We start from the raw sequence: 20237 nt of genomic DNA, 5'->3' as shown, positions 1-20237 counted from the left end.
GTCACCGTCCGCCCTCGTGGCCGGTGTCCTGCCCGTCGTCCTGGTGGCCGTCGTGCTTGCGCAGGTAGTCGCTCAGCTCGTCCAGCTCGGCACGCACCTGGTCGATCCGGGCGGGCGCCGGGCGCTGCGGCGGCGGGGTGGCCAGCGGGGGCCGGGGCACGGGCGTGTGCGGCATCGGGGGCACGGTGGGCGGCGCCTGCACGGGCACGGGCGTCTGCGTCACGGTCGTCGCGGTGAACGGCACCGCAGGCCGCGGATAGCCGTACCCGGACAGCGCCGGACCACCCGCGTACGCCTGCCGGAGCTGCTGGAAGTGCCGGATGTCCGCAGCGAGGTAGTACACGAGCGTGCCGGCCAGGGTGCCGAGGAGCAGGGTCAGGCCCAGGTAACCACCGGAGGTGTGGATCTCGTCACCGGGCTCGCTGCCCAGCAGCACGATGCTGAGGATGTCGGCCGCCAGCACCGCCACGAACAGGCCCCAGTCCAGCGACCTGCGCGTGACCACGGCCAGCCGCAGCATCACCGCCCAGGTCAGGAAACCGATGCTGAAGACCCCGACCGCCACGAACAGCACCCGCAGGAAGGCCAGCCACGCAGGGTGCGGCGGCTGCTTCAGCGGCTGTGCGTAGCCGTGGCCTTGCATGGCTGCTCCTGATGCCTGAAATGGGCGTACGTATCCGCCCGGTGTGCTCCGCCGGGCGGACGACACCGCTCGTGCGATGGTCGCTTCGAGCATATGGCCCGGCGCGGACAAGCGGTCCGGGTTGTACCGAACCGTTGTCCGGGCCCGGCGGTCAATCCGGCGCGACGGTACCGTCGGTCAGACCGTCGTACATCCCGCGCACGAGCTGCTCCCCGAGCCGGCTCGCCTGGCGCAGCGTCCGCTCGAACTCGTCCAGTGCGCGAAAGCGCGCGCCGTAGCGCCGTTGTTCGTCGAGCGGGAGCCGGGGCAGCTGGAGGCGGCGCACGTCCAGGCGGGTCGCGGTGGACGCGTAGCTGCTGGCCTGGCGGTTGTTGGCGGTCCCCCGCAGAAACCCGGCGAGGAACCAGGGGTCGAGCGCCGCGGGATCGGGGCGCAGGAGCACAAGACTGCGCCCGAGGGCAGCGCCCCCCGTGGCGTCGTCGATCACGCGCGCCACCGAGCCGCCGCCGAGCACCGGTACGACGACGTCGCCCGGCTCGGTCAGCACAGCCTCCTCGTCGCTCTCGGGAAGCGTCCCGGAAGGTGCCGTTCCGGCGAGCACGTCATGGTCGGTGAGCACGGGCACGCGCGCGTGGCCGCCGTTTCCGCCCGTGCGCAGCACCAGCGCGCCCCCGCGCGCGAGTTCACCGACCGTGGTGAGCGGCCAGCGCGCGGGCGGCACCGGGTCGGCGGGCGGCGGGGTGAGGTCGGCGGTCAGCCGCAGCGTCGCGCCGAGGCGCTCGCGCACCGCCGCGAGCTGCTCCGCGCCGTCGGCGACGGCCGGCGGCGGCAGATGGCGGGCGGGGGCGAGGTCCACGTCGTCGTCGAGCAGCTCGATCACCGGCACGGAACGCGCCAGCCCCGGCCGCTCCGCCAGCCGCCCGGTGCGGTCGAAGGCGCGCCAGGCGTCCAGGACGGCGTCCCTGACCGCCTGCCAGTCCGGGCCGCCGCGCGCCTCGCCCGCGAACCGTCCGGTGTCGGCGAGCAGCACCTCCGGCGCTGCGGGTGTCCGGTCGGGGCGCCGCAGCACCCACACGTGCAGCGGGATGTTGTACGGCGGCGCCGCCCCGACCGGCAGTGCGACCACGGCCCGCAGCGCGCCCCGGCGCAGCAGGTCGGCGCGGATCCGGCGCCCGGAGCGGCGGGAGGCCGCGGCCGGCGGCATGAGCAGCACGGCGGTGCCCGCCTCGGCGAGCCGGGCCAGCGCATGCTGCACCCAGGCCAGCTCGGACTCGGTGCGCGCGGGAAAGCCGTACTCCCAGCGGGGGTCGTAGGCGAGTTCGTCGTGGCCCCAGTTGCGCTCGTTGAACGGCGGGTGGCACAGGACGGCGTCGGCGCGCAGCTCGGGGTAGGCGTCGCCGCGCAGGGTGTCACCCACGGCGCCGCGCACGGTGGCGCGGGCGCCCAGCGCGAGCCGCAGCGCGGTCAGTGCGGCGAGGTCGGGCGCGCTGTCCTGGGCGTACAGCTCCTGGTCGGGGTGGGTGTCGACGGCGCGCAGCAGGGCGCCGGTGCCGCAGGCCGGGTCGAGGACGGTGCGGGCGGGGCCGGCGAGGTCGGCCATGAGGCGGGCGAGTTCGGCCGGGGTGAGCGTGTACTGGCGCGGGTTGGCGTCCAGGTGCCGCCCCAGCAGGAACTCGAAGGTCTGCCGCGCCCCCAGCTCGGCGGCCAGCTCGGCCGCGCCGCGCAGGAGGGGGGCGGAGGGGAGGAGTTGGGGGCCGGTGGGGGTGTGCACCACGGGGGTGGTGTGCGCGGGGGCGTTGTGAGCGACCGGCGGGGTGTTCACAGCCGGGGGGGTGTTCACAGCGGCCGGGGTCTGAGCGGGGACCTGGGTGTGAGCTGGTGCGTCCGGGTTCACAGAAAGCGGCGCGTTCACAGTCGATGAGCCGCCCGCGGCCTTTGCGGTGTGAACACCGCGGCCGTGCAAAGCGCCGAAGCGCGGCCCGAGCACCTGGTCCAGCGCACCGGGCAGCATCGCGGCCAGCCGCTCGTCGGAACCGGCACTCACTTCGAGCCAGACGGTCGGGCGCTCGTGGATGAGCAGCAGGACACAGCCCGCGTGCACCAGCGCGGTGACCGGCCCCTCGGGATGGCCGGCGAGCTGCTGCCAGACACGTTCCCGTAGCGGCACTTCCGCGAGTTTGCCCTGCTTGCGCAGCCACGCCTCCACCTCGGCGAGCGCGAAGGACGGGCTGGTCTCGGTGCCGCCGACCGGCTTGGGGAAGTCGGCGTGGCGGCGACGCCAGTTGCTGACGGCGGCGCGGCCCACTCCGGCGAGCCGTGCGATGCCGGCTGCGGTCACCTCTGTCGCGTTGTCCTGCACCGGCCCCGCTCCCCTCGTCCCGTGTGTGCACCGAGCATACCGGCGTACACAAGATCCATGCATTCACGCTCGTGTACACAGGAGATGCTGTGAACCGTGTTGACTCGGTTCACAGCCTCTGCTCTTATTGGCCCAGCGAACGAGCGACCAGCCGGAGGGGGCGGTCGCCGGCCAGGGGAGGGTCCTGTCATGGGCATGAAGGGCAAGATCGCGCTGAGCGCCGTCGTGGGCGTCGTCGTCATCGGTGTCGTGTCCGCGAACGCCGGCAGCAGCGGCAAGGACTCTTCGGCCTCCGCCGCGCACCAGCCCGGCGGAAAGAAGGACTCGGAGGGCGCCAAGGCGGCCGAGAAGAAGAAGGCCGCCTTCGGCGGCGACGGCGACTTCCGGGTCGGCTCCGACGTCAAGCCCGGCACCTACCGCACCACCGGCAACGCCGACGACCAGTGCTCCTGGGAACGCGCCAAGGACGCCTCGGGCGAGACGGACTCGCTGCTGGCCAACGACAACGTCACCGGCACGAGTTACGTCACCGTCAAGGCCGGCGACAAGCTGTTCAAGTCGAGCGGCTGCAAGGACTGGGAGGCCGTCGACCCGAAGGCCAAGGGCACGCCCGCCTCCTCGATGGACGGCGACGGGGGCATGTTCCGGGTCGGCGCGGACATCGCGCCGGGCACCTACAGGTCGACCGGGAACGCCGACGACTCCTGCTACTGGGAGCGCACCAAGGACGCCGAGCACGGGCTCGACTCGGTCATCGCCAACGACAACGTGACCGGCACCGCCGTCGTCACCATCCGCTCAACAGACGCCTACTTCAAGACGACCGGCTGCGGCGACTGGAAGAAGACGGGCTGACCCGGCAGGCGCTCCGCCCCCGGCCGGCGCGGGATGTTGCACTCACGTCCCGCGCCCCGGCACCCGAGCCCCGCCTCCGGTGCCGCTTCGCACCCCACTGCCTCACACCTACCACCGCACACCAAGTACCGACTCCCCCAAGGAAATTCCATGCGTCTTCCGTCCCGTTTCGTCAAGGTCCTCACCGTCGCCGCGCTGCCGCTGGCCCTGGCCGCCTGCTCCACCGGTTCCTCCGACGCCACCGCGCCGGCCAAGGCGACGAAGGCCAAGGACCCCAACGCCGGCCTGATGACGGGCACCCAGCTGAAGAAGGCTCTGGCACCGGCGTCGGTCTTCCCGTCCCACCTCACCGCCGTCGCGGACGGCGCCGCCGACAGTGGCAGCGAGTTCCTCGCCCCGAGCATCCGTAACACGGCCAGGCCGGACTGCTCCAAGTTCGAGAACACCTCCTGGATCGACGTGACCGGCTTCAAGGGGGGCGTGTCGTTCGCGCAGAACGACTACGCGAACAAGGACCAGACCGAAGAGATGGTCCAGGAGATCGACGCGTTCCAGGGCACTACCGCGACGACGGTGATGAAGGAGGTGCGGAACGCCGCCATCGCGTGCCCCACGTTCACGGACACGGACGCGCACGCCAAGGTGAAGCTCTCCGGCCGCGACACCTCCGGACTCGGTGACGAGGCTTACACCATCACGCTCACCAGCCCTCGCTGGGAGAACGGCACCACCCTGGTGGCCGCCCGCGTGGGCAGCTCCATGGTCACCGTGATGTCCACGGCCGGCAGCGACAACGGCGCCGCCAACGCCACCAAGCTGGTGGGGCACGTCGTCGGCTCCCTGAAGGACGCGGCCGCCAAGTCCTGATCACCGGGACCGACGGCCGAGCCACGCCTCGCACGAGTCAGGCCGAGCACAGGTCACGCCGAGTTCGGGTCAGAGGGGGTGCCGCATCCATACGTTGGGCTCGACGTACACGGCATACCCGCGCTCCGGTTCGCAGCGGACCGGGACCAGCGCGCCGGGCACCTCGACGTCCCCCGGGGTGTCGAAGGGCAGCCCGGTCCAGCGGCGCCACTCCTCCAGGGAGGCGCCCACGGTCATGGAGGCCGGGGCGATCGAGTCGATGGTGGCGCCGGCGCGGGCGTGGACGCGCAGCCACGGGTCCTCGGGCAGGCCGTCCGGGCGGACCCGGTGGGCGTACTCGGTGATCGGGGTGTGCGGTTCACGGTGTTTGGCGTTGGGTCGGACGGGGGCGACGACCTCGCGGAAGCCGTGGGCACGGGCGTTGTCCCGCATCGCCGAGAGCATGACGGCGGACAGGCCGTGGCCCAGGGCGTGCGGGGCGATGACGACGGAGATCGCGCTGACCGTGTCGGGGCGGGTGCCGCGGCGCAGGTCGGCGAAGGCCCAGAGCAGGGTCTGGTCCCAGCCCCGGGCGGGCAGGGTGCCCCGGCCCTCGGCGGCGAGGGAGAAGGGCACGCTGAAGGCGTGCGCGACGACCTCGCCGCGCTCGTCCTCGGCGAAGAGCGCGTACTCCGGCAGTTCGGTGGGGATACGGCCGTAGTGGGCGCTGCCCACGGGGTCGTTGGTCACGAACTCGGGCCAGGTGTCGGCCATTCCGAGCACCGCCGGCAGCCGGTCGGGCCGCTCGGCGAGCGTGCTTGTCTGTACGTCCATGCTGGTCACCGTATGTGGCATGCGCATGGTCGGGACAGCGAATTCAGCCGGTCACCGGGGGCCGGTGGTACGGGTCGGAGCCGGCGAGGAGGAGGACCCGGTCGGCCTTCGGGTCGTACCCGGGCACCGGGTGGCCGTAGGCACCCTCCTGGTCCATCAGCACCGGCTTGCCCAGGCGCCGGCCGGTCACCTGGGCAAGCGGGTTCAGGGCCGATGCCCTCGGCTCACCGCGCCCGGAACCGCTCGGGGGCCTTGGTCGGATTGCCCCCTGTGGGGAGTTTCTGGTCCGGGCAGGCGGCGAGGACCTTCTTCATCGCGGCCTTCTCGGCGTCGGTGACCCACAGGCCGTACTTCTTCTTGACGGCCACCTGGGCGGCCACATAGGTGCAGCGATAGGCCGTGTTGGGCGGGACCCAGGTGGCTGTGTCCCCGTCGCCCTTGCCGCGGTTGGTGCTCGCGTCGACCGCCAGGAGGTTGAGGGGGTCGTTGGCCAGGGCTATGCGCTTGCTGGGATCCCAGTACTTGGCGCCCTTCTGCCAGGCGTCCGAGAGGGCGACGACGTGGTCGATGTCGACCTGGCTGCGGCCGCGCCGGTAGGTGATGTCCTTGCCGGAGTACGGGTCCGGCTCGAGCAGGCCGTAGGTGACCTTGCAGGTGCCGCCGGTGGTCTTCGCCGCCTTCAGGTCGCGTTTGAGTATGTCGTCGCGGGTGTCGCAGGAGTTGGAGTCGGTGTCGGCCCAGGCGGTGCCGAACCGGGCCCGGGAGTAGCCGGTTTTCGGGGCGCGGCCCTTGACGGTCAGTGAGCCGACGGCGGTCAGGGCCGCTCCCCCGCCCCCTGTTCCCGTGGGTCCGGAAGACCCCTTGGTCTGCTCGGCCGTGCAGCCGGCCACGGCGACCGATATGACGACCACGGCGGTGATCGCTCCGCCCCTCAGACGCGTCACTGTGCGTCCCCCTTGCTCACCCTGGTCCGCCCCGGCCCTGCGGGCGAATCGTTCTTGTGCCCCACGGTAACGGGCGTGCGCCGCCCGCCAGATGAGGCCTAAAGGGATGATTCGGGGCAAGCAGGGCTCGACTTGGGGCATGTGGCGCCCAGGAGGGGGAGCCCGGCGGGCGGGTTCGTGCGCCCGCTCACACCTTGCCTATGCCCAGCGTGGACTCCGAGGGCAGCAGTCCGGAGGACAGGACCGCGACCCAGTAGTCGCCGAGGAGATCGGCGAGGCGGTCGGTGGCGGCCCGGCCGAGGGCCTGCCAGGGGCCGGCGGCGAGGCGGTCGGTGTGCTCCTCGACGTCGCGGCGCAGGGCGCGGCCCGCCGGTGTGGCCGTACCGTCCGCCTCGACCAGGCCTCGGGCGGCCAGGCGGGCGCGGGCGGAGGACCACTGCGCGCTGCTCCAGCCGCGGCTCTCGAAGCGCTCGACGGACGCGGCGCCTATCGCGGCGAAGGACACCAGGGACTCGACGGGGTCGAGGTCCGCGAGGAGCAGGGCGGCTATGTGGCCGTCGCCGCGGTGTTCGCGCAGGATCGTGGCCGCCTGCCACAGCTGGAGGTGCGGGGCCTCGGGCCAGTGCAGTTCGGCGTTGGCCGCGGCGAGCGGGCGGCCCGCGGTGCCGGCCGCCTGGGCCGCGCGGCGGGCGAGGGCGGCGGCCTCGGCGAGTTCGGGGCTGTCGACGCGGTCGCCGAGGAGAGTGCGGTAGGTCCGGTCGATGCCTCGCAGGCGCGCGGCCAGTACCTCCCGCGGGCTCGCGATGTTCCACGCCGGGTCGATGTGCTCGGCGACCATGCGGGGGCTGAAGCTGTAGAAGGCGGAGGCCACCCGTTCGGCACCGGCCTCCCCCAACGGGGCGGCGCGCAGCGGGAAGTATCTCGGCCAGCGGTCCGCCGTGTCGTATCCGAGCGCGGCCGCCTGTTCGGAGACCTCGGGCGCGTAGTAGAGCAGCGCGTGGAGGGGTTCCATCAGGTGCCAGAGCCGCCGTACGCGCGCCGGTTCCACGGGCTCCCCGGCCCCTGCTCCCTCTTCCACGGCCTTGCCGACGTGCTCGGACATGACGTGCCCCTCCCCCTTGCCCGGCCCTCACTCGTGACCGCCCAGAAGCTGACACCGACCAGACTGCCCGAACCTGGTCCCGCTCGGCGGACGGTTGAAGGAGAGGCCCTGCCTCGGCGGGACTTGACCCTGACACCGGCGTCAGGGTCCGAGGATCCCGCCATGAGTGAAACCACCCGCCCGCAGGGCCCCCGTACCGTCCTCGTCACCGGCGCCGGCACCGGTATCGGCCGCGCCACCGCACGCGCGTTCGCCGCCGAGGGGGCACAGGTCGTCGCGGTCGGCCGCCGGCCCGGGCCCCTGGCCGAGACCGCCGAAGGACACCCCGGGATCACACCGCTGCCCGCCGACATCACCGCCGAGGACGGGCCCGAGACCGTCGTACGGACCGTTCTGGAGCGGTGCGGCCGTCTCGACGTGCTCGTCCACAACGCGGCGGTCGTCACCACCGATTCCCTGCGCACCTACACCCGCGACGGCGTGCGGCCGCTGCTGGAGACGAACCTGCTCGCTCCCGTCCTGCTCACACAGGCCGCACTTCCTGCGCTGGAGGAGAGCCGGGGTGTCGTGGTGAACGTGACGACCGCCGTCGGCCAGCGCGGCTGGCCCGGCAACTCGCTGTACGCGGCGGGGAAGGCGGCCCTGGAGGTGCTGACCCGCAGCTGGGCGGTCGAACTGGCGCCGCTCGGGATCCGGGTGGTCGCCGTGGCCCCGGGTGCGATCGAGACACCGATCGCCGACCACTCGGGGTACACCCCGGAGCAGCGGGCCACCATCCGCAAGTGGCAGCTCGACCACACTCCGCTCGGCCGGGTCGGCCGCCCCGAGGAGGTCGCCTGGGCCATCACCCGCCTCGCCTCCCCGCAGGCGTCGTTCGTGACCGGCGTGGTGCTGCCGGTGGACGGCGGGGCGGTGGTCGCCTGACCGTCACGTCCTGCCGGGGTCCTCGGGTCAGACCGTCTCGCCCGCCTCCCGCAGTGCCGCCACCAGCCGCTCCCGTACCGCCGTCTGTGCCGCTATCCGTGCGTCCAGGACGGCGAGCCGGTCCCGGGCGATCCGCAGGCCCTTCGCGGGGACGGGAGTGGCGGCGACGTCGCCGTCCAGGCAGGGCAGGAAGGCCCGTACGTCGTCCAGGGTCAGGCCCGCCTCCAGCAGGTGGCGGATGTTGCGGACGCGGACGGCCGTACCGGGGGCGTAGTCGCGATAGCCGTTGGCGGTGCGTGCGGAGGTGATCAGGCCCGCCTGCTCGTAGTGGCGCAGGGCGCGCGGTGTCGCCCCGGTCGCCTGCGCCAGTTCACCGATCCGCACGCCCCGCGCCCCCCGTCGTCACCTATGACCCCAGGATCGAGGCGAGGAACTCCCCGACCCAGCCCAGCAGTTCCCGGCCGACGAGCGGCTTGCCGCCCACCTTCGCTGTCTTGGGGCGTGGGACGAGCACCTGGTGCACGGCCGGCTTGATGACCGTGCCCGGGTACAGCCGCTTGACCCGCAGCTCCTGCGATTCGCGCAACTCCACCGGTGCGAAGCGGATGTTGGTGCCCTGCAGGACGATCTCGCCGACGCCGCACGCGCGCGCGAGCATCCTGAGGCCGGCCACCAGCAGCAGGTTCTCCACCGGCTCGGGCAGCTTGCCGTAGCGGTCGGTGAGTTCCTCGCGGACGGCCTTGATGTCCTCCTCGGAGTTGGCGGAGGCGATGGCCCGGTACGCCTGGAGGCGCAGGCGCTCGCCGGGCGCGTAGTCGTGCGGGACGTGCGCGTCGACGGGCAGCTCGATCTTGACCTCGAGCGGCGGCTCCTCCTCGATCTCGCCGGTCTCCAGCTGGCGCCGGTAGTCGGCGACGGCCTCGCCGACCATGCGCACGTACAGGTCGAAGCCGACGCCGGCGATGTGTCCGGACTGCTCGCCGCCGAGCAGGTTGCCGGCGCCGCGGATCTCCAGGTCCTTCATGGCCACGTACATGCCGGCGCCCATCTCGGTGTGCTGGGCGATCGTGGCGAGGCGCTCGTGGGCCGTCTCGGTCAGCGGCTTCTCCGGCGGGTACAGGAAGTAGGCGTACCCGCGCTCGCGGCCACGGCCGACGCGGCCGCGCAGCTGGTGCAGCTGGGACAGGCCGAAGGTGTCGCCGCGCTCCACGATCAGGGTGTTGGCGTTGGAGATGTCGATGCCGGACTCGACGATCGTGGTCGACACCAGGACGTCGAACTTCTTCTCCCAGAAGTCGACGACCACCTGTTCCAGGGCCGACTCCGACATCTGGCCGTGGGCGGTGGCGATGCGTGCCTCGGGGACGATCTCGCGCAGTCGCGCCGCCGCGCGGTCGATGGACTCGACCCGGTTGTGGATGTAGAAGACCTGGCCCTCGCGCAGCAGTTCGCGGCGGATGGCGGCGCCGATCTGCTTCTCCTCGTACGGCCCGACGAAGGTGAGGACCGGGTGGCGCTCCTCCGGGGGTGTGGTGATCGTGGACATCTCGCGGATGCCGGTGACCGCCATCTCCAGGGTGCGCGGGATCGGGGTCGCGGACATGGTGAGCACGTCGACGTTGGCGCGCAGCTTCTTCAGCTGTTCCTTGTGCTCGACGCCGAAGCGCTGTTCCTCGTCCACGATGACCAGGCCGAGGTCCTTGAACTTCGTCTCGGAGGAGAAGAGGCGGTGGGTGCCGATGACGACGTCCACGGCGCCCTCGTTGAGGCCTTCCAGGACGGCCTTGGCCTCGGTGTCGGTCTGGAAGCGGGACAGGGCCCGGACGTTCACCGGGAACTGCGAGTAGCGCTCGGAGAAGGTGCCGAAGTGCTGCTGCACCAGCAGGGTCGTGGGGACGAGGACGGCGACCTGTTTGCCGTCCTGTACGGCCTTGAAGGCGGCGCGGACCGCGATCTCGGTCTTGCCGTAGCCGACGTCGCCGCAGATCAGGCGGTCCATGGGGACCGACTTCTCCATGTCCTCCTTGACCTCGGCGATGGTGGTGAGCTGGTCGGGGGTCTCCGCGTACGGGAAGGCGTCCTCCAGCTCGCGCTGCCAGGGCGAGTCGCCGCCGAAGGCGTGGCCGGGGGCGGCCATGCGGGCGCTGTAGAGCTTGATCAGGTCGGCGGCGATCTCCTTGACGGCCTTCTTCGCGCGGGCCTTGGTCTTCGTCCAGTCGGCGCCGCCGAGGCGGTGCAGGGTGGGGGCCTCGCCGCCGACGTACTTGGTGATCTGTTCCAGCTGGTCGGTGGGGATGTAGAGGCGGTCGCCGGGCTGGCCGCGCTTGGCGGGGGCGTACTCCACGACGAGGTACTCGCGGGTGGCGCCCTGCACCGTGCGCTGCACCATCTCGATGTAGCGGCCGACGCCGTGCTGTTCGTGGACGATGTAGTCGCCGGGCTCCAGGGTGAGCGGGTCGATGGTCTTGCGGCGGCGGGCCGGCATGCGGGCGCCGTCCTTGCCGGCCGCCTTCTGGCCGGACAGGTCGGTCTCGGTGAGGACGGCGAGCCGGAGCGCGGGGTCCACGAAGCCGTAGTCGATCGAGCCGCAGGAGACGTGCACGACGGAGGGGCTCAGGTCGCCGAGGTCGGCGTCGAGGCGGGCCGCGATGCCCTCGCCGCCGAGTACCTCGACGGTGCGGGCGGCGGGGCCGTGGCCCTCGGTGACGTAGACCGTGCGCCAGCCGTCGGCGAGCCAGCCCTTGGTGTCGGCGAGGGCTTTCGCGGTGTCGCCGCGGTAGGTCTCGGGGGCGTGCATCCCGAATTTGAGGGTGTCTGCGTCCAGCTCTTCGTCGGCCGCGAACGGGGACACCGACCACCACATCACGTCCAGCTCGCGCGCCCGGTCGCGGACGTCGGCGATGGACCACAGGGAGGCCGCGCCGACGTCGATGGGCGCCTCGCCGCCACCCGCGGTGGCCGCCCAGGACGCCTGCAGGAACTCCTGGGAGGTGGCGACGAGGTCGGCGGCACGCGTGCGTACCCGCTCCGGGTCGCACACGACGGCCATGGCGCCCTTGGGCAGGACGTCGAGCAGCAGCTCCATGTCGTCCACCAGGACCGGTGCCAGGGACTCCATGCCCTCCACCGCGATGCCCTCGGCGATCTTGCCGAGGAGTTCGCCCAGCTCCGGGTGCTGTTCGGCGAGGGCACGCGCGCGGGCGCGCACGTCGTCCGTGAGCAGCAGTTCGCGGCAGGGCGGGGCCCACACGCCGTGTTCGGCGACTTCGAGGGAGCGCTGGTCGGCGACCTTGAAGTAGCGGATCTCCTCGACGTCGTCGCCCCAGAACTCGATGCGCAGGGGGTGTTCCTCGGTGGGCGGGAACACGTCCAGGATGCCGCCGCGTACGGCGAACTCGCCGCGCTTCTCCACGAGCTCCACGCGCGCGTAGGCGGCGGCCGCGAGGGCTTCGACGACCTCGTTCAGGTCGGCCGTCTGGCCCGTCTTCAGGGACACCGGTTCCAGGTCGCCGAGGCCCTTGACCTGCGGCTGGAGTACGGAGCGCACGGGTGCGACGACCACGGAGACCGGGCCGGTCTCGGGGTCGTCCGGGCGGGGGTGGGCGAGGCGGCGCAGGACGGCGAGGCGGCGGCCGACGGTGTCGCTGCGCGGGCTGAGGCGCTCGTGCGGGAGGGTCTCCCAGGAGGGGTACTCCACGACGCCCTCGGCGGGCAGCAGCGAGCGCAGGGCGGCGGCCAGGTCCTCGGCCTCCCGGCCCGTCGCCGTGACCGCGAGCACCGGGCGGGCGGCCTCGCGGGCGAGGGCGGCGACCGCGAAGGGGCGGGCCGCCGGGGGGCCGACCAGGTCGATGTGCATGCGGTTGCCGTCCGCGGCCGCGTTGATCGCTTCCGCGAGGGCGGGGTCCTTGACTACGGCGTCGAGCAGACCGTGCAGGCTCATGGGGGGCTTTCCGTCCAGGGGTGGGCAACGCAAAGTGCCCGACGCGGGGAGCGGCCGGGGGTGTCCAGCGTACGACGCTGCGCTTCTCGGCGCCGGGGCTGTGGATAACCTCCGCTGTGCCTTGCCCGGAGCCGTGGCTCGCCCGCCAGCCGACTCGGCCGGCCGAGAAGTGGACGCGCAAAGAGCCCGGTGCCGGGAAGTCCCAAGACTCCCCGGCACCGGGTCTTCCCCCGCAACCCCCGTATGCGGTGGCTGTTGGCTAGTCCGTCGCGATGGCGTTCAGTACGTTCATCCGGCCTGCCCGGAACGCCGGGATCAGGGCGGCGAACAGGCCCACGAAGGCCGAGCCGATGAAGACCGCGGTGATCGTCGGCCAGGGGATCTCCAGGACCTTCATGCCTTCCAGCGCGAGGAGCTTCTGGGCGGTCGCGCCCCAGCCCATGCCGAGGCCGAGGCCCAGCAGGGCGCCGAAGACGGCGATCACCACGGACTCCAGGCGGATCATGCGGCGCAGCTGGCGGCGGGAGAGGCCGATCGCCCGCATGAGGCCGATCTCGCGGGTGCGTTCGACCACCGACAGGGCGAGGGTGTTCACCACACCGAGGATCGCGACGATGATCGCGAGTGCCAGCAGGCCGTAGATCATGCTCAGCAGCTGGCCGATCTGGTCCTTCAGCGCCTTCTTGTAGTCGGTCTGGTCGCGCACGGTCAGCTCGGGGTGGTCGTCGTGCAGGGCCGCCTTCAGCGCCTTGTAGGCGGCAGCCTGCTGCCCGTCCTTGGCGGTGGCGAAGACCATCTGGTCGAGCGGCATCTTGTGCACGTACGTGGCGAGCGTGGCGAGCGAGGTGTACTTGGCGCCCTGGTCGATCACCTCGTCGCTGCTGGTGATCGCGCGGACCGTCAGGTGGGCGGTGGAGCCGTCCTTGAACGCCACGGTGATCTTCGAGCCGAGGTGGATGCCGTGGGCCTTGGCGAACTTCTCGGGGAAGGACATCGAGTCGGGCAGGTAGGCGTCCTTGAGGTTCCCGACGACGGTCTTCTTGTGCAGGTCGGTCGCGTACGTCGGGTCGGCCGCCGTGATGTCGGTGTCCTTGAGCGTCTGGCCGTCCGGGGTGGTGAAGTCGGCCTCCGTCGGCCGGTACTCGGTGACCCGCGCGAGGCCCGGCGTGGCCTTGATGACCTTGACCGCCTGCGCGGTGATGAGACCGTTCTGCGGGTTGTCCGGCTGGATGATGAAGTCGGTGCCGACCGTCTTGTCGAGCTGGTCGGTGGCGGAGGCCACCATGGAGGAGCCGACCACCGACAGGCAGGCCACCAGGGCCAGGCCGATCATCAGGGCGGCGCCGGTGGCGCCGGTGCGGCGCGGGTTGCGCAGGGCGTTGCGCTCGGCCATGCGGCCGACGGGGCCGAAGATCCGCAGTATGACCGCGCCGAGGACGCGGACGAGGCCGCCGGCGAGGAGCGGGCCGATGACGACGAACCCGATCAGGGTGAGGAGCACCCCGAGGCCCAGCCAGGACGAGCCGGCCTTGGCCTTGTCGGCGTTGGCGGCCGCGAACAGGCTCGCGGTGCCGGCGCCGGTGAGGACCAGGCCGATCAGGGCCCGGACGATGCCCGCCTTGGCGTCGGCGGGGGCGCCCGCGTCGCGCAGGGCGGCCATCGGGGAGACCTTGCCGGCGCGCCGGGCCGGCAGGTAGGCCGCCAGGACGGTGACCACAACACCGAGGAGCAGGCCGGTCACCGGGGTGGTCCAGCCGACGGTCAGGTCGTCGGTGGACAGGTGCATGCCCAGGGTGCCCATGAGCTTCATCAGTCCGACGGCGACGCCGATGCCCGCGCCGACGCCGAGCGCGGACCCGATGAAGCCGAGCAGCAGGGCCTCGACGAGCACGGACCGGTTGACCTGGCGGCGGGAGGAGCCGATGGCCCGCATCAGGCCGATCTCCCGGGTGCGCTGGGCGACCAGCATCGAGAAGGTGTTGATGATCAGGAAGATGCCGACCAGGAAGGCGATCCCGGCGAAGCCGAGCATGGCGTACTTCATGACGTCCAGGGAGCTCTTGAGGCTCTTCTGGTTGGCGTCGGCGATTTCCTTGGCGGTCTGCACCTTGTAGCCGTGGCCGAGTTCGGCGACGACGTTCTTCTTCAGCTGCGCGTCGGTGACGCCCTTGGCGGCGGTGATGTTGACGCTGGTGTACACGCCGGTCTCGCCGATCAGGGTCTGCTGGGCGGTCTTCGTGTCCAGGTAGAAGATGGCCGCGCCGGGGTTGGTGACGGTGAAGGTGGCGATGCCGGACACGCGCGCGTGGTGCGTACCGACGGCGTTGATCACACCGATGTCGTCGCCGAGCTTGAGGTGGTGCTTCTTGACGGTGTCCGCGTCGACCATGACCTGGCCGGGGCCCTTGGGCGCCGTACCGGAGGTGATCTTCATGGTGCGGGCGTCGTTGGTGTTCCAGCTGCCGACGATGGTCGGGCCGCTGCCGGAGCCGAGCTTGTCCTTCTGGGCGTCGACGACGGTCGCCGCGGTGGAGAACACCGTGCCCTCGGCCGCCTTCACGCCCTGGGCCTTGCGGATCTCACCGAGCACGGAGGCCGGCATGACCGGCGGCTTGCCGGTGCGCGAGGTGGTCTCCCCGGTGTCGGAGGCTCCCTTGGCGCTGACCTGTACGTCCGACGACGTGGCCTGGAACAGCTTGTCGAAGGTGGTGTTCATCGTGTCGGTGAACACCAGGGTGCCGCAGACGAAGGCGACCGACAGCAGCACCGCGACCGCCGACAGGGCCATGCGGCCCTTGTGCGCGAAGAAGTTGCGCATCGAGGTCTTCAGGACGGTCATGACGTACGCCCCCGGGCGTCGAAGTCCTTCATGCGGTCCAGGACCTGATCGGCCGTCGGCTGGTACATCTCGTCGACGATCCGGCCGTCGGCGAGGTAGAGCACGCGGTCCGCGTAGGAGGCGGCCACCGGGTCGTGGGTGACCATCACGATGGTCTGGCCCAGCTCGTCCACGGACCGCCGCAGGAAGCCGAGCACTTCGGCTCCCGCGCGCGAGTCGAGGTTTCCGGTGGGCTCGTCACCGAAGATGATCTCCGGGCGGGCGGCGAGGGCGCGGGCCACGGCGACGCGCTGCTGCTGGCCGCCGGAGAGCTGGGTGGGCCGGTGCTTGAGCCGTCCGGCGAGCCCGACGGTCTCCACGACCCGGTCCAGCCACGCCCGGTCCGGCTTGCGGCCCGCGATGTCCATGGGCAGCGTGATGTTCTCGAGCGCGTTCAGGGTCGGCAGCAGGTTGAACGCCTGGAAGATGAACCCGATGCGGTCCCGGCGCAGCCGGGTGAGCTTCTTGTCCTTCAGCCCGGTGATCTCGGTCTCGTCCAGGTAGATCTGACCGCCGGTCACGGTGTCGAGCCCGGCGAGGCAGTGCATCAGCGTGGACTTGCCGGACCCCGAGGGGCCCATGATCGCGGTGAACTGACCGCGGGCGATGTCCACGTCGACGTGGTCCAGGGCGACGACACGGGTCTCGCCGGACCCGTACGCCTTGACGACCTGCCGCGCCCGCGCGGCAACGGCCGTACGCCCTCCAGTGCCCCCATGCCTGGGAATGGTCACAGCCGATGTCACGGTATGTCTCCTATATCGGTCGACAGGTCTGCGGTTGCGCCCCGGTGGTCCGGTGCGTCGTCGTGGGTACTCGCCGAGTCTCGCGTGCGGCGGGTGTGCCGCGCGCTGGTGCGAAGCCCCCTCTTGGGCGGGGGAAAACCCCACCCCCGCCGGTTCGGTCAGCCGCCCCCCAGCGGCGTAAAGCCAGGTTAAGGACCGGACCGGGCCCATCTCCTCCTCCGGCGGTACGAACCCTCCCCGGTCCGTAGTACGGAGATACCCCTAGGGGTGGTCCACCGCCGGGTGGAGTGCTTCTCGGGGTCGGCTCCACCCTCCGGCCCAGCAAGGCTCCACCCTTCCGTCGCGTCAGGGTCAAGTTCCCCCTCACATGGGAAGGTGTCGTACCGGAGATAGGTGCAGGGGGCACAGGGAGGGGATCCGGTGGGGAGTACGACACCCGCGATACGCAACGGCGCCACGACGGGGCAGGGCACCCGCACCAGGGGCGCCGTCGTCGCCGCTCTGATGCTCTCGATGGCGCTGGCCGCGCTCGACGCCGCCATCGTCTCCACCGCCGTACCGCAGATCGTCGGCGACCTCGGCGGGTTCTCGGTCTTCTCCTGGCTGTTCTCCGGCTATCTGCTCGCCGTCACCGTCACGCTCCCCGTCTACGGCAAGCTGTCCGACACCTTCGGCCGCAAGCCCGTCCTGGTGGCGGGCGCGGCCGTGTTCCTGCTGGGCTCGCTGCTGTGCGCCGGGGCGTGGAACATGGCGGCGCTGATCGCGTTCCGGATCGTGCAGGGCCTGGGCGGCGGGGCGTTGCAGGGGACGGTGCAGACGCTGGCCGCCGACCTGTACCCGCTGGCCGAGCGCCCGAGGATCCAGGCCAGGCTGTCCACCGTGTGGGCGGTGTCCGCGGTGGCCGGGCCGGGGCTCGGCGGGGTGCTGGCCGCCTACGCCGGCTGGCGCTGGATCTTCCTCGTCAACCTGCCGATCGGCGCCGCCGCGCTGTGGCTGATCGTGCGTCACCTGCACGAGCCCGAACGGGAAAAGGCCGCCCGCGCGCGCGTGGACTGGGCCGGCGCGCTCGCGGTGTTCGCATGCGGCGGGGTGCTGCTGACCGCGCTGGTGCAGGGCGGGGTGGCCTGGCCGTGGCTGTCGGCGCCCTCGCTCGCGCTGCTGGGCACGGGGCTCGCGCTGGTGGGTGTGGTGGTGTGGGTCGAGCGGCGGGCGGCAGAGCCGATCATCCCGGGGTGGGTGTGGCGGCGCCGTACGATCGCGGCCGTCAATCTGGCGTTCGGCGCGCTGGGGCTGCTGATGGTGGCACCGGCGGTGTTCCTGCCGACGTACGCCCAGTCGGTGCTCGGCCTCGGCCCCGCGGCCGCCGGTCTCGTGCTGTGTGTATGGACGTTGACCTGGTCGGGGTCGGCGGCGCTCAGCCAGCACGTGTACCGGCGCATCGGCTTCCGTGACACCGCGCTGATCGGCATCGGGGCGGGCGCGCTGGTCCTGCTCGCGTTCCCGTTCCTGCCCTATCCCGGTTCCTGGTGGCAGCCGATGCTGCTGATGCTGGCGCTGGGCGGGGTGCTGGGGCTGTTCCAGCTGCCGCTGATCATCGGGGTGCAGTCCACGGTGGGCTGGTCGGAGCGGGGCACGACGACCGCCTCGGTGCTGTTCTGCCGGCAGACCGGGCAGACGGTGGGCGCCTCGCTGTTCGGCGCCGTCGCCAACGGGGTGCTGGCCGCGCGACTGGGCGGCTCGGGCGACCTGGAGTCCGTCACGCGCGCGTTGAACTCGGGTACGGCGCCGGAGGCGACGCGGCGGGCGATCGCGGACGCCGTGCACGCGGTGTACCTGGGGGCGTCATGTGCGGCGGCGCTGGCCTTCCTGGTGCTGTTGCTGCTGGCGCCGCGCAGATTCCCCGTGCTCAGGGAATGAGACATCACGATGTGGGTTAACGCGGGTAACACCCCAGGTCGGACGCCGTTTCCGCGCAGTAAGCGCATACCGACCGGCCAGTTCGGGGAAAACCCTGCGCGGGTGTGAACCCGCGAGTAGCGTGCATGGCTCCGCTCCCCACCTCCCTGCGGTCCGCCGCCACGGACCCGAGCCACGCGAGGAGCCCCGGGATGTCCTACAACCCGCCGCACCCACCGCCGTATCCCGCCCGCCCCACCTACCCCTGGCAGCCCCCGCCCCCGCAGCCGCCCCGCCCCCGGCACCAGCCGGCCCGCGCACCCATCGGGCACCACAGCGACCTCCGCCTGCTGCGCAGCGCCTACCGCTGGCAGCGGCGCACCGCCACACTCACCGCGCTCGGCTACTTCACGCTCTTCCTCGTGCTGTCCGCGTTCGCACCGCACGTCATGACGCGCACCGTCGCCGACGGCGTCCCCGCCGGCCTGCTGCTCGCCCTCCTCCAACTCCCGGTCACCTGGCTCGCGATCGCCCTGTACGAGCACACCGCGCGCCGCCACGTCGACCCGCTCGCGGACCGCATCCGCAAGGAGGCCGAACTGGACGCGAGGCGAGGAGCCACCCGATGACCGGCGCCCTCTCCGCGCACCCGGCCGGCTTCACCGCATTCAGCGGCTCGTCCCAGGCCATGTCCCTGGTCGCCTTCTGCGCCGTCGGCACCCTCACCCTGCTGCTGTGCGTGATGACCGGCCCCGACCACGACGACCTCGACGAGTTCTACACCGGCTACGGCTCCCTGTCCCCGCTGCGCAACGGCCTGGCGATCGCCGGCGACTACATCTCCGCGGCCACCGTCCTCGGCACCGGCGGGGTGATCGCCCTGTGCGGCTACGACGGTGTCGTGCTCGCCCTCAGTACGGCGCTGTCGCTGATGCTGCTGATGTTCCTGCTGGCCGAACCGCTGCGCAACGCGGGCCGGTTCACCATGGGCGACGCGCTGGCCCGCCGGCTGCCGGGCCGGAGCGTGCGGATCGCGGCCTGCGCCGTGACGATCGCCGCGCTGCTGCCGCTGATGCTGGTCCAGCTGGCCGGCACCGGGCAGCTGATGGCGTTCATCCTGGGCTTCTCCAACGAGTCGCTGAAGACCGGCTGCGTCGTGGGAGTCGGCGCACTGATGATCAGCTACGCGGCCATCGGGGGCATGAAGGGCACCGCGCTCATCCAGATCCTGAAGATCGTGATGCTGGTCGGTTCGGGCGCCGTGGTCGCCGTACTCATCCTGCGCCACTTCGACTGGGACCCGGGCGCCCTGTTCGACGCGGCGGCACGGCAGAGCGGGGCCGGGCCGGCCTTCCTGCACTCCGGACTCCAGTTCGGCAACCGCCCCGACGCCCGGCTGGACATGATCACTTCCGAGCTGACGATCGTGCTCGGCGGCGCCTGCCTGCCACACATCACCATGCGCATGTACACCGCCTCCAGCGCCCGGCAGGTGCGCCGCTCGCTGTCCTGGGCGGTGTCGATCGTGGCCCTGTTCGTGCTGGTCATCACGGTGATCGGGTTCGGCGCCACCGCCCTGGTCGGACCTGCGACGATCGCGGCGGCCGACCCGCAGGGCAACACGGCCTACCTGCTGGGCTCGCGGGCCGCCTTCGGCACCGACGTGTCGACGGCCGAGACGCTCCTGTTCACCATGGTCACCACGGCGATCTTCCTGACCTTGCTCGCCTCGGTGGCCGGGATGATCCTCGCCTGCGCCAACTCCCTTGCCCACGACGTCTTCGCCGCCCGTGTGCAGGAGATGCCGGCCCGCCGGGAGATGGCCCTGGCCCGGCTCTCGGCGCTCGCCATAGGCGTGCCGACGATCCTGCTGGCCACCCTGGTGCAGCACCACAGTCTCCAGCCCCTGATCACCCTCTCCTTCTGCCTCGGCGCCTCCGCGCTCGCACCCGCCCTGGTGTACGGCCTCTTCTGGCGCCGCTACACCCGAAGCGGCCTGTTGGGCACGCTGATCGGGGGCTCGCTGAGCGTGCTGCTGCTCATGCCGGGCACCAACCTCGTCTCCGGCTCGCCCGCCGCGGCCTTCCCGCACGCCGACTTCAACTGGTTCCCGTTCACCACGACCGGCATCGTCTCCATCCCGGCCGGCTTCTTCTTCGGCTGGCTGGGCACGGTCCTCTCGGGCCGCCGTACGGCGCAGGAACAGCGGCGCCAGTACGAGGCGGTGGAGGGGTGGATCCTGGCGGGCGCGGTCCGCAGGGGGAGATGAC

16 protein-coding genes are annotated in these 20237 nt (G+C 71.9%); 6 read left to right on the top strand and 10 right to left on the bottom strand.

Annotated elements, in window-relative coordinates; all coding sequences use genetic code 11:
• Nucleotide 1: 1 nt before the first annotated feature.
• Nucleotides 2–643 carry a hypothetical protein gene (locus tag AQI88_RS22055; RefSeq protein ID WP_067002133.1) on the bottom strand — a complete coding sequence of 214 codons (642 nt, stop codon included), beginning with the start codon at nt 641–643 and terminating at the stop codon, nt 2–4.
• 151 nt (nt 644–794) lie between these two features.
• Complete coding sequence (locus tag AQI88_RS22050; protein ID WP_067002130.1) at nt 795–3002, bottom strand: N-6 DNA methylase; 2208 nt, start codon at nt 3000–3002, stop codon at nt 795–797.
• 189 nt (nt 3003–3191) lie between these two features.
• Here AQI88_RS22050 and AQI88_RS22045 point away from each other — a divergent pair, with 189 nt between their 5' ends.
• Nucleotides 3192–3857: an Rv1352/Rv1906c domain-containing protein gene (locus tag AQI88_RS22045; RefSeq protein WP_067002126.1), complete on the top strand. Its 666-nt coding sequence runs from the start codon at nt 3192–3194 to the stop codon at nt 3855–3857.
• A 150-nt stretch (nt 3858–4007) separates the two neighbouring features.
• A complete protein-coding gene (locus AQI88_RS22040) occupies nt 4008–4724 on the top strand; it encodes a hypothetical protein (protein WP_067002123.1) in 717 nt (238 codons plus the stop codon).
• Nucleotides 4725–4793: 69 nt separating this feature from the next.
• Here the strand turns inward: AQI88_RS22040 and AQI88_RS22035 are convergent, their stop codons facing one another.
• The 4 genes from AQI88_RS22035 to AQI88_RS22025 form a co-directional block, all read right to left on the bottom strand.
• The gene (locus AQI88_RS22035) at nt 4794–5537 is read right to left on the bottom strand and encodes an N-acetyltransferase (protein WP_208615860.1); all 744 of its coding nucleotides are present in this window, start codon (nt 5535–5537) and stop codon (nt 4794–4796) included.
• A 43-nt stretch (nt 5538–5580) separates the two neighbouring features.
• Nucleotides 5581–5727, bottom strand: a complete 147-nt coding sequence (locus AQI88_RS46005) for a hypothetical protein (protein ID WP_159050374.1) — start codon at nt 5725–5727, stop codon at nt 5581–5583.
• A 34-nt stretch (nt 5728–5761) separates the two neighbouring features.
• On the bottom strand, nt 5762–6481 hold the full coding sequence (locus tag AQI88_RS22030) for an HNH endonuclease family protein (RefSeq protein WP_067002118.1): 720 nt from the start codon (nt 6479–6481) through the stop codon (nt 5762–5764).
• A 187-nt stretch (nt 6482–6668) separates the two neighbouring features.
• Entirely contained in the window at nt 6669–7583 is a 915-nt protein-coding gene (locus tag AQI88_RS22025; protein WP_067002115.1) for an SCO6745 family protein, read from the bottom strand.
• A 162-nt stretch (nt 7584–7745) separates the two neighbouring features.
• On the opposite strand from AQI88_RS22025, the gene AQI88_RS22020 reads away from it, so the two are divergent.
• Nucleotides 7746–8507 carry an SDR family NAD(P)-dependent oxidoreductase gene (locus tag AQI88_RS22020; RefSeq protein WP_067002112.1) on the top strand — a complete coding sequence of 254 codons (762 nt, stop codon included), beginning with the start codon at nt 7746–7748 and terminating at the stop codon, nt 8505–8507.
• Between the two features lie 27 nt (nt 8508–8534).
• Here AQI88_RS22020 and AQI88_RS22015 read toward each other — a convergent pair whose 3' ends face one another.
• The 4 genes from AQI88_RS22015 to AQI88_RS22000 all read right to left on the bottom strand — a co-directional run bounded on the left by AQI88_RS22015 (nt 8535) and on the right by AQI88_RS22000 (nt 16071).
• Nucleotides 8535–8891: a MerR family transcriptional regulator gene (locus AQI88_RS22015; protein ID WP_067002109.1), complete on the bottom strand. Its 357-nt coding sequence runs from the start codon at nt 8889–8891 to the stop codon at nt 8535–8537.
• Nucleotides 8892–8913: 22 nt separating this feature from the next.
• Nucleotides 8914–12447 carry a transcription-repair coupling factor gene (gene mfd / locus AQI88_RS22010; RefSeq protein WP_067002106.1) on the bottom strand — a complete coding sequence of 1178 codons (3534 nt, stop codon included), beginning with the start codon at nt 12445–12447 and terminating at the stop codon, nt 8914–8916.
• A 259-nt stretch (nt 12448–12706) separates the two neighbouring features.
• Entirely contained in the window at nt 12707–15286 is a 2580-nt protein-coding gene (locus AQI88_RS22005) for an ABC transporter permease (RefSeq protein ID WP_067002102.1), read from the bottom strand.
• On the bottom strand, nt 15283–16071 hold the full coding sequence (locus AQI88_RS22000; RefSeq protein ID WP_067002100.1) for an ABC transporter ATP-binding protein: 789 nt from the start codon (nt 16069–16071) through the stop codon (nt 15283–15285). The genes AQI88_RS22005 and AQI88_RS22000 overlap by 4 nt, the downstream gene beginning before the upstream one ends.
• 420 nt (nt 16072–16491) lie before the next feature.
• Between AQI88_RS22000 and AQI88_RS21995 the strand changes: the two genes are divergently transcribed.
• From AQI88_RS21995 to AQI88_RS21985, 3 genes are all read left to right on the top strand, one after another.
• Nucleotides 16492–17988 (top strand): MFS transporter, encoded by a 1497-nt coding sequence (locus AQI88_RS21995; RefSeq protein WP_067002097.1) that lies wholly within the window; start codon nt 16492–16494, stop codon nt 17986–17988.
• 191 nt (nt 17989–18179) lie between these two features.
• The gene (locus tag AQI88_RS21990) at nt 18180–18596 is read left to right on the top strand and encodes a DUF485 domain-containing protein (protein WP_067002094.1); all 417 of its coding nucleotides are present in this window, start codon (nt 18180–18182) and stop codon (nt 18594–18596) included.
• On the top strand, nt 18593–20236 hold the full coding sequence (locus AQI88_RS21985) for a sodium/solute symporter (protein WP_067002091.1): 1644 nt from the start codon (nt 18593–18595) through the stop codon (nt 20234–20236). The genes AQI88_RS21990 and AQI88_RS21985 overlap by 4 nt, the downstream gene beginning before the upstream one ends.
• Nucleotide 20237 lies beyond the last annotated feature (1 nt).

The sequence above is a fragment of the Streptomyces cellostaticus genome (assembly GCF_001513965.1).
GTDB lineage: Bacteria > Actinomycetota > Actinomycetes > Streptomycetales > Streptomycetaceae > Streptomyces > Streptomyces cellostaticus.
The sequence above is the reverse complement of the archived record's forward strand: the minus strand, read 5'-3'. Positions and strand labels throughout refer to the sequence as shown.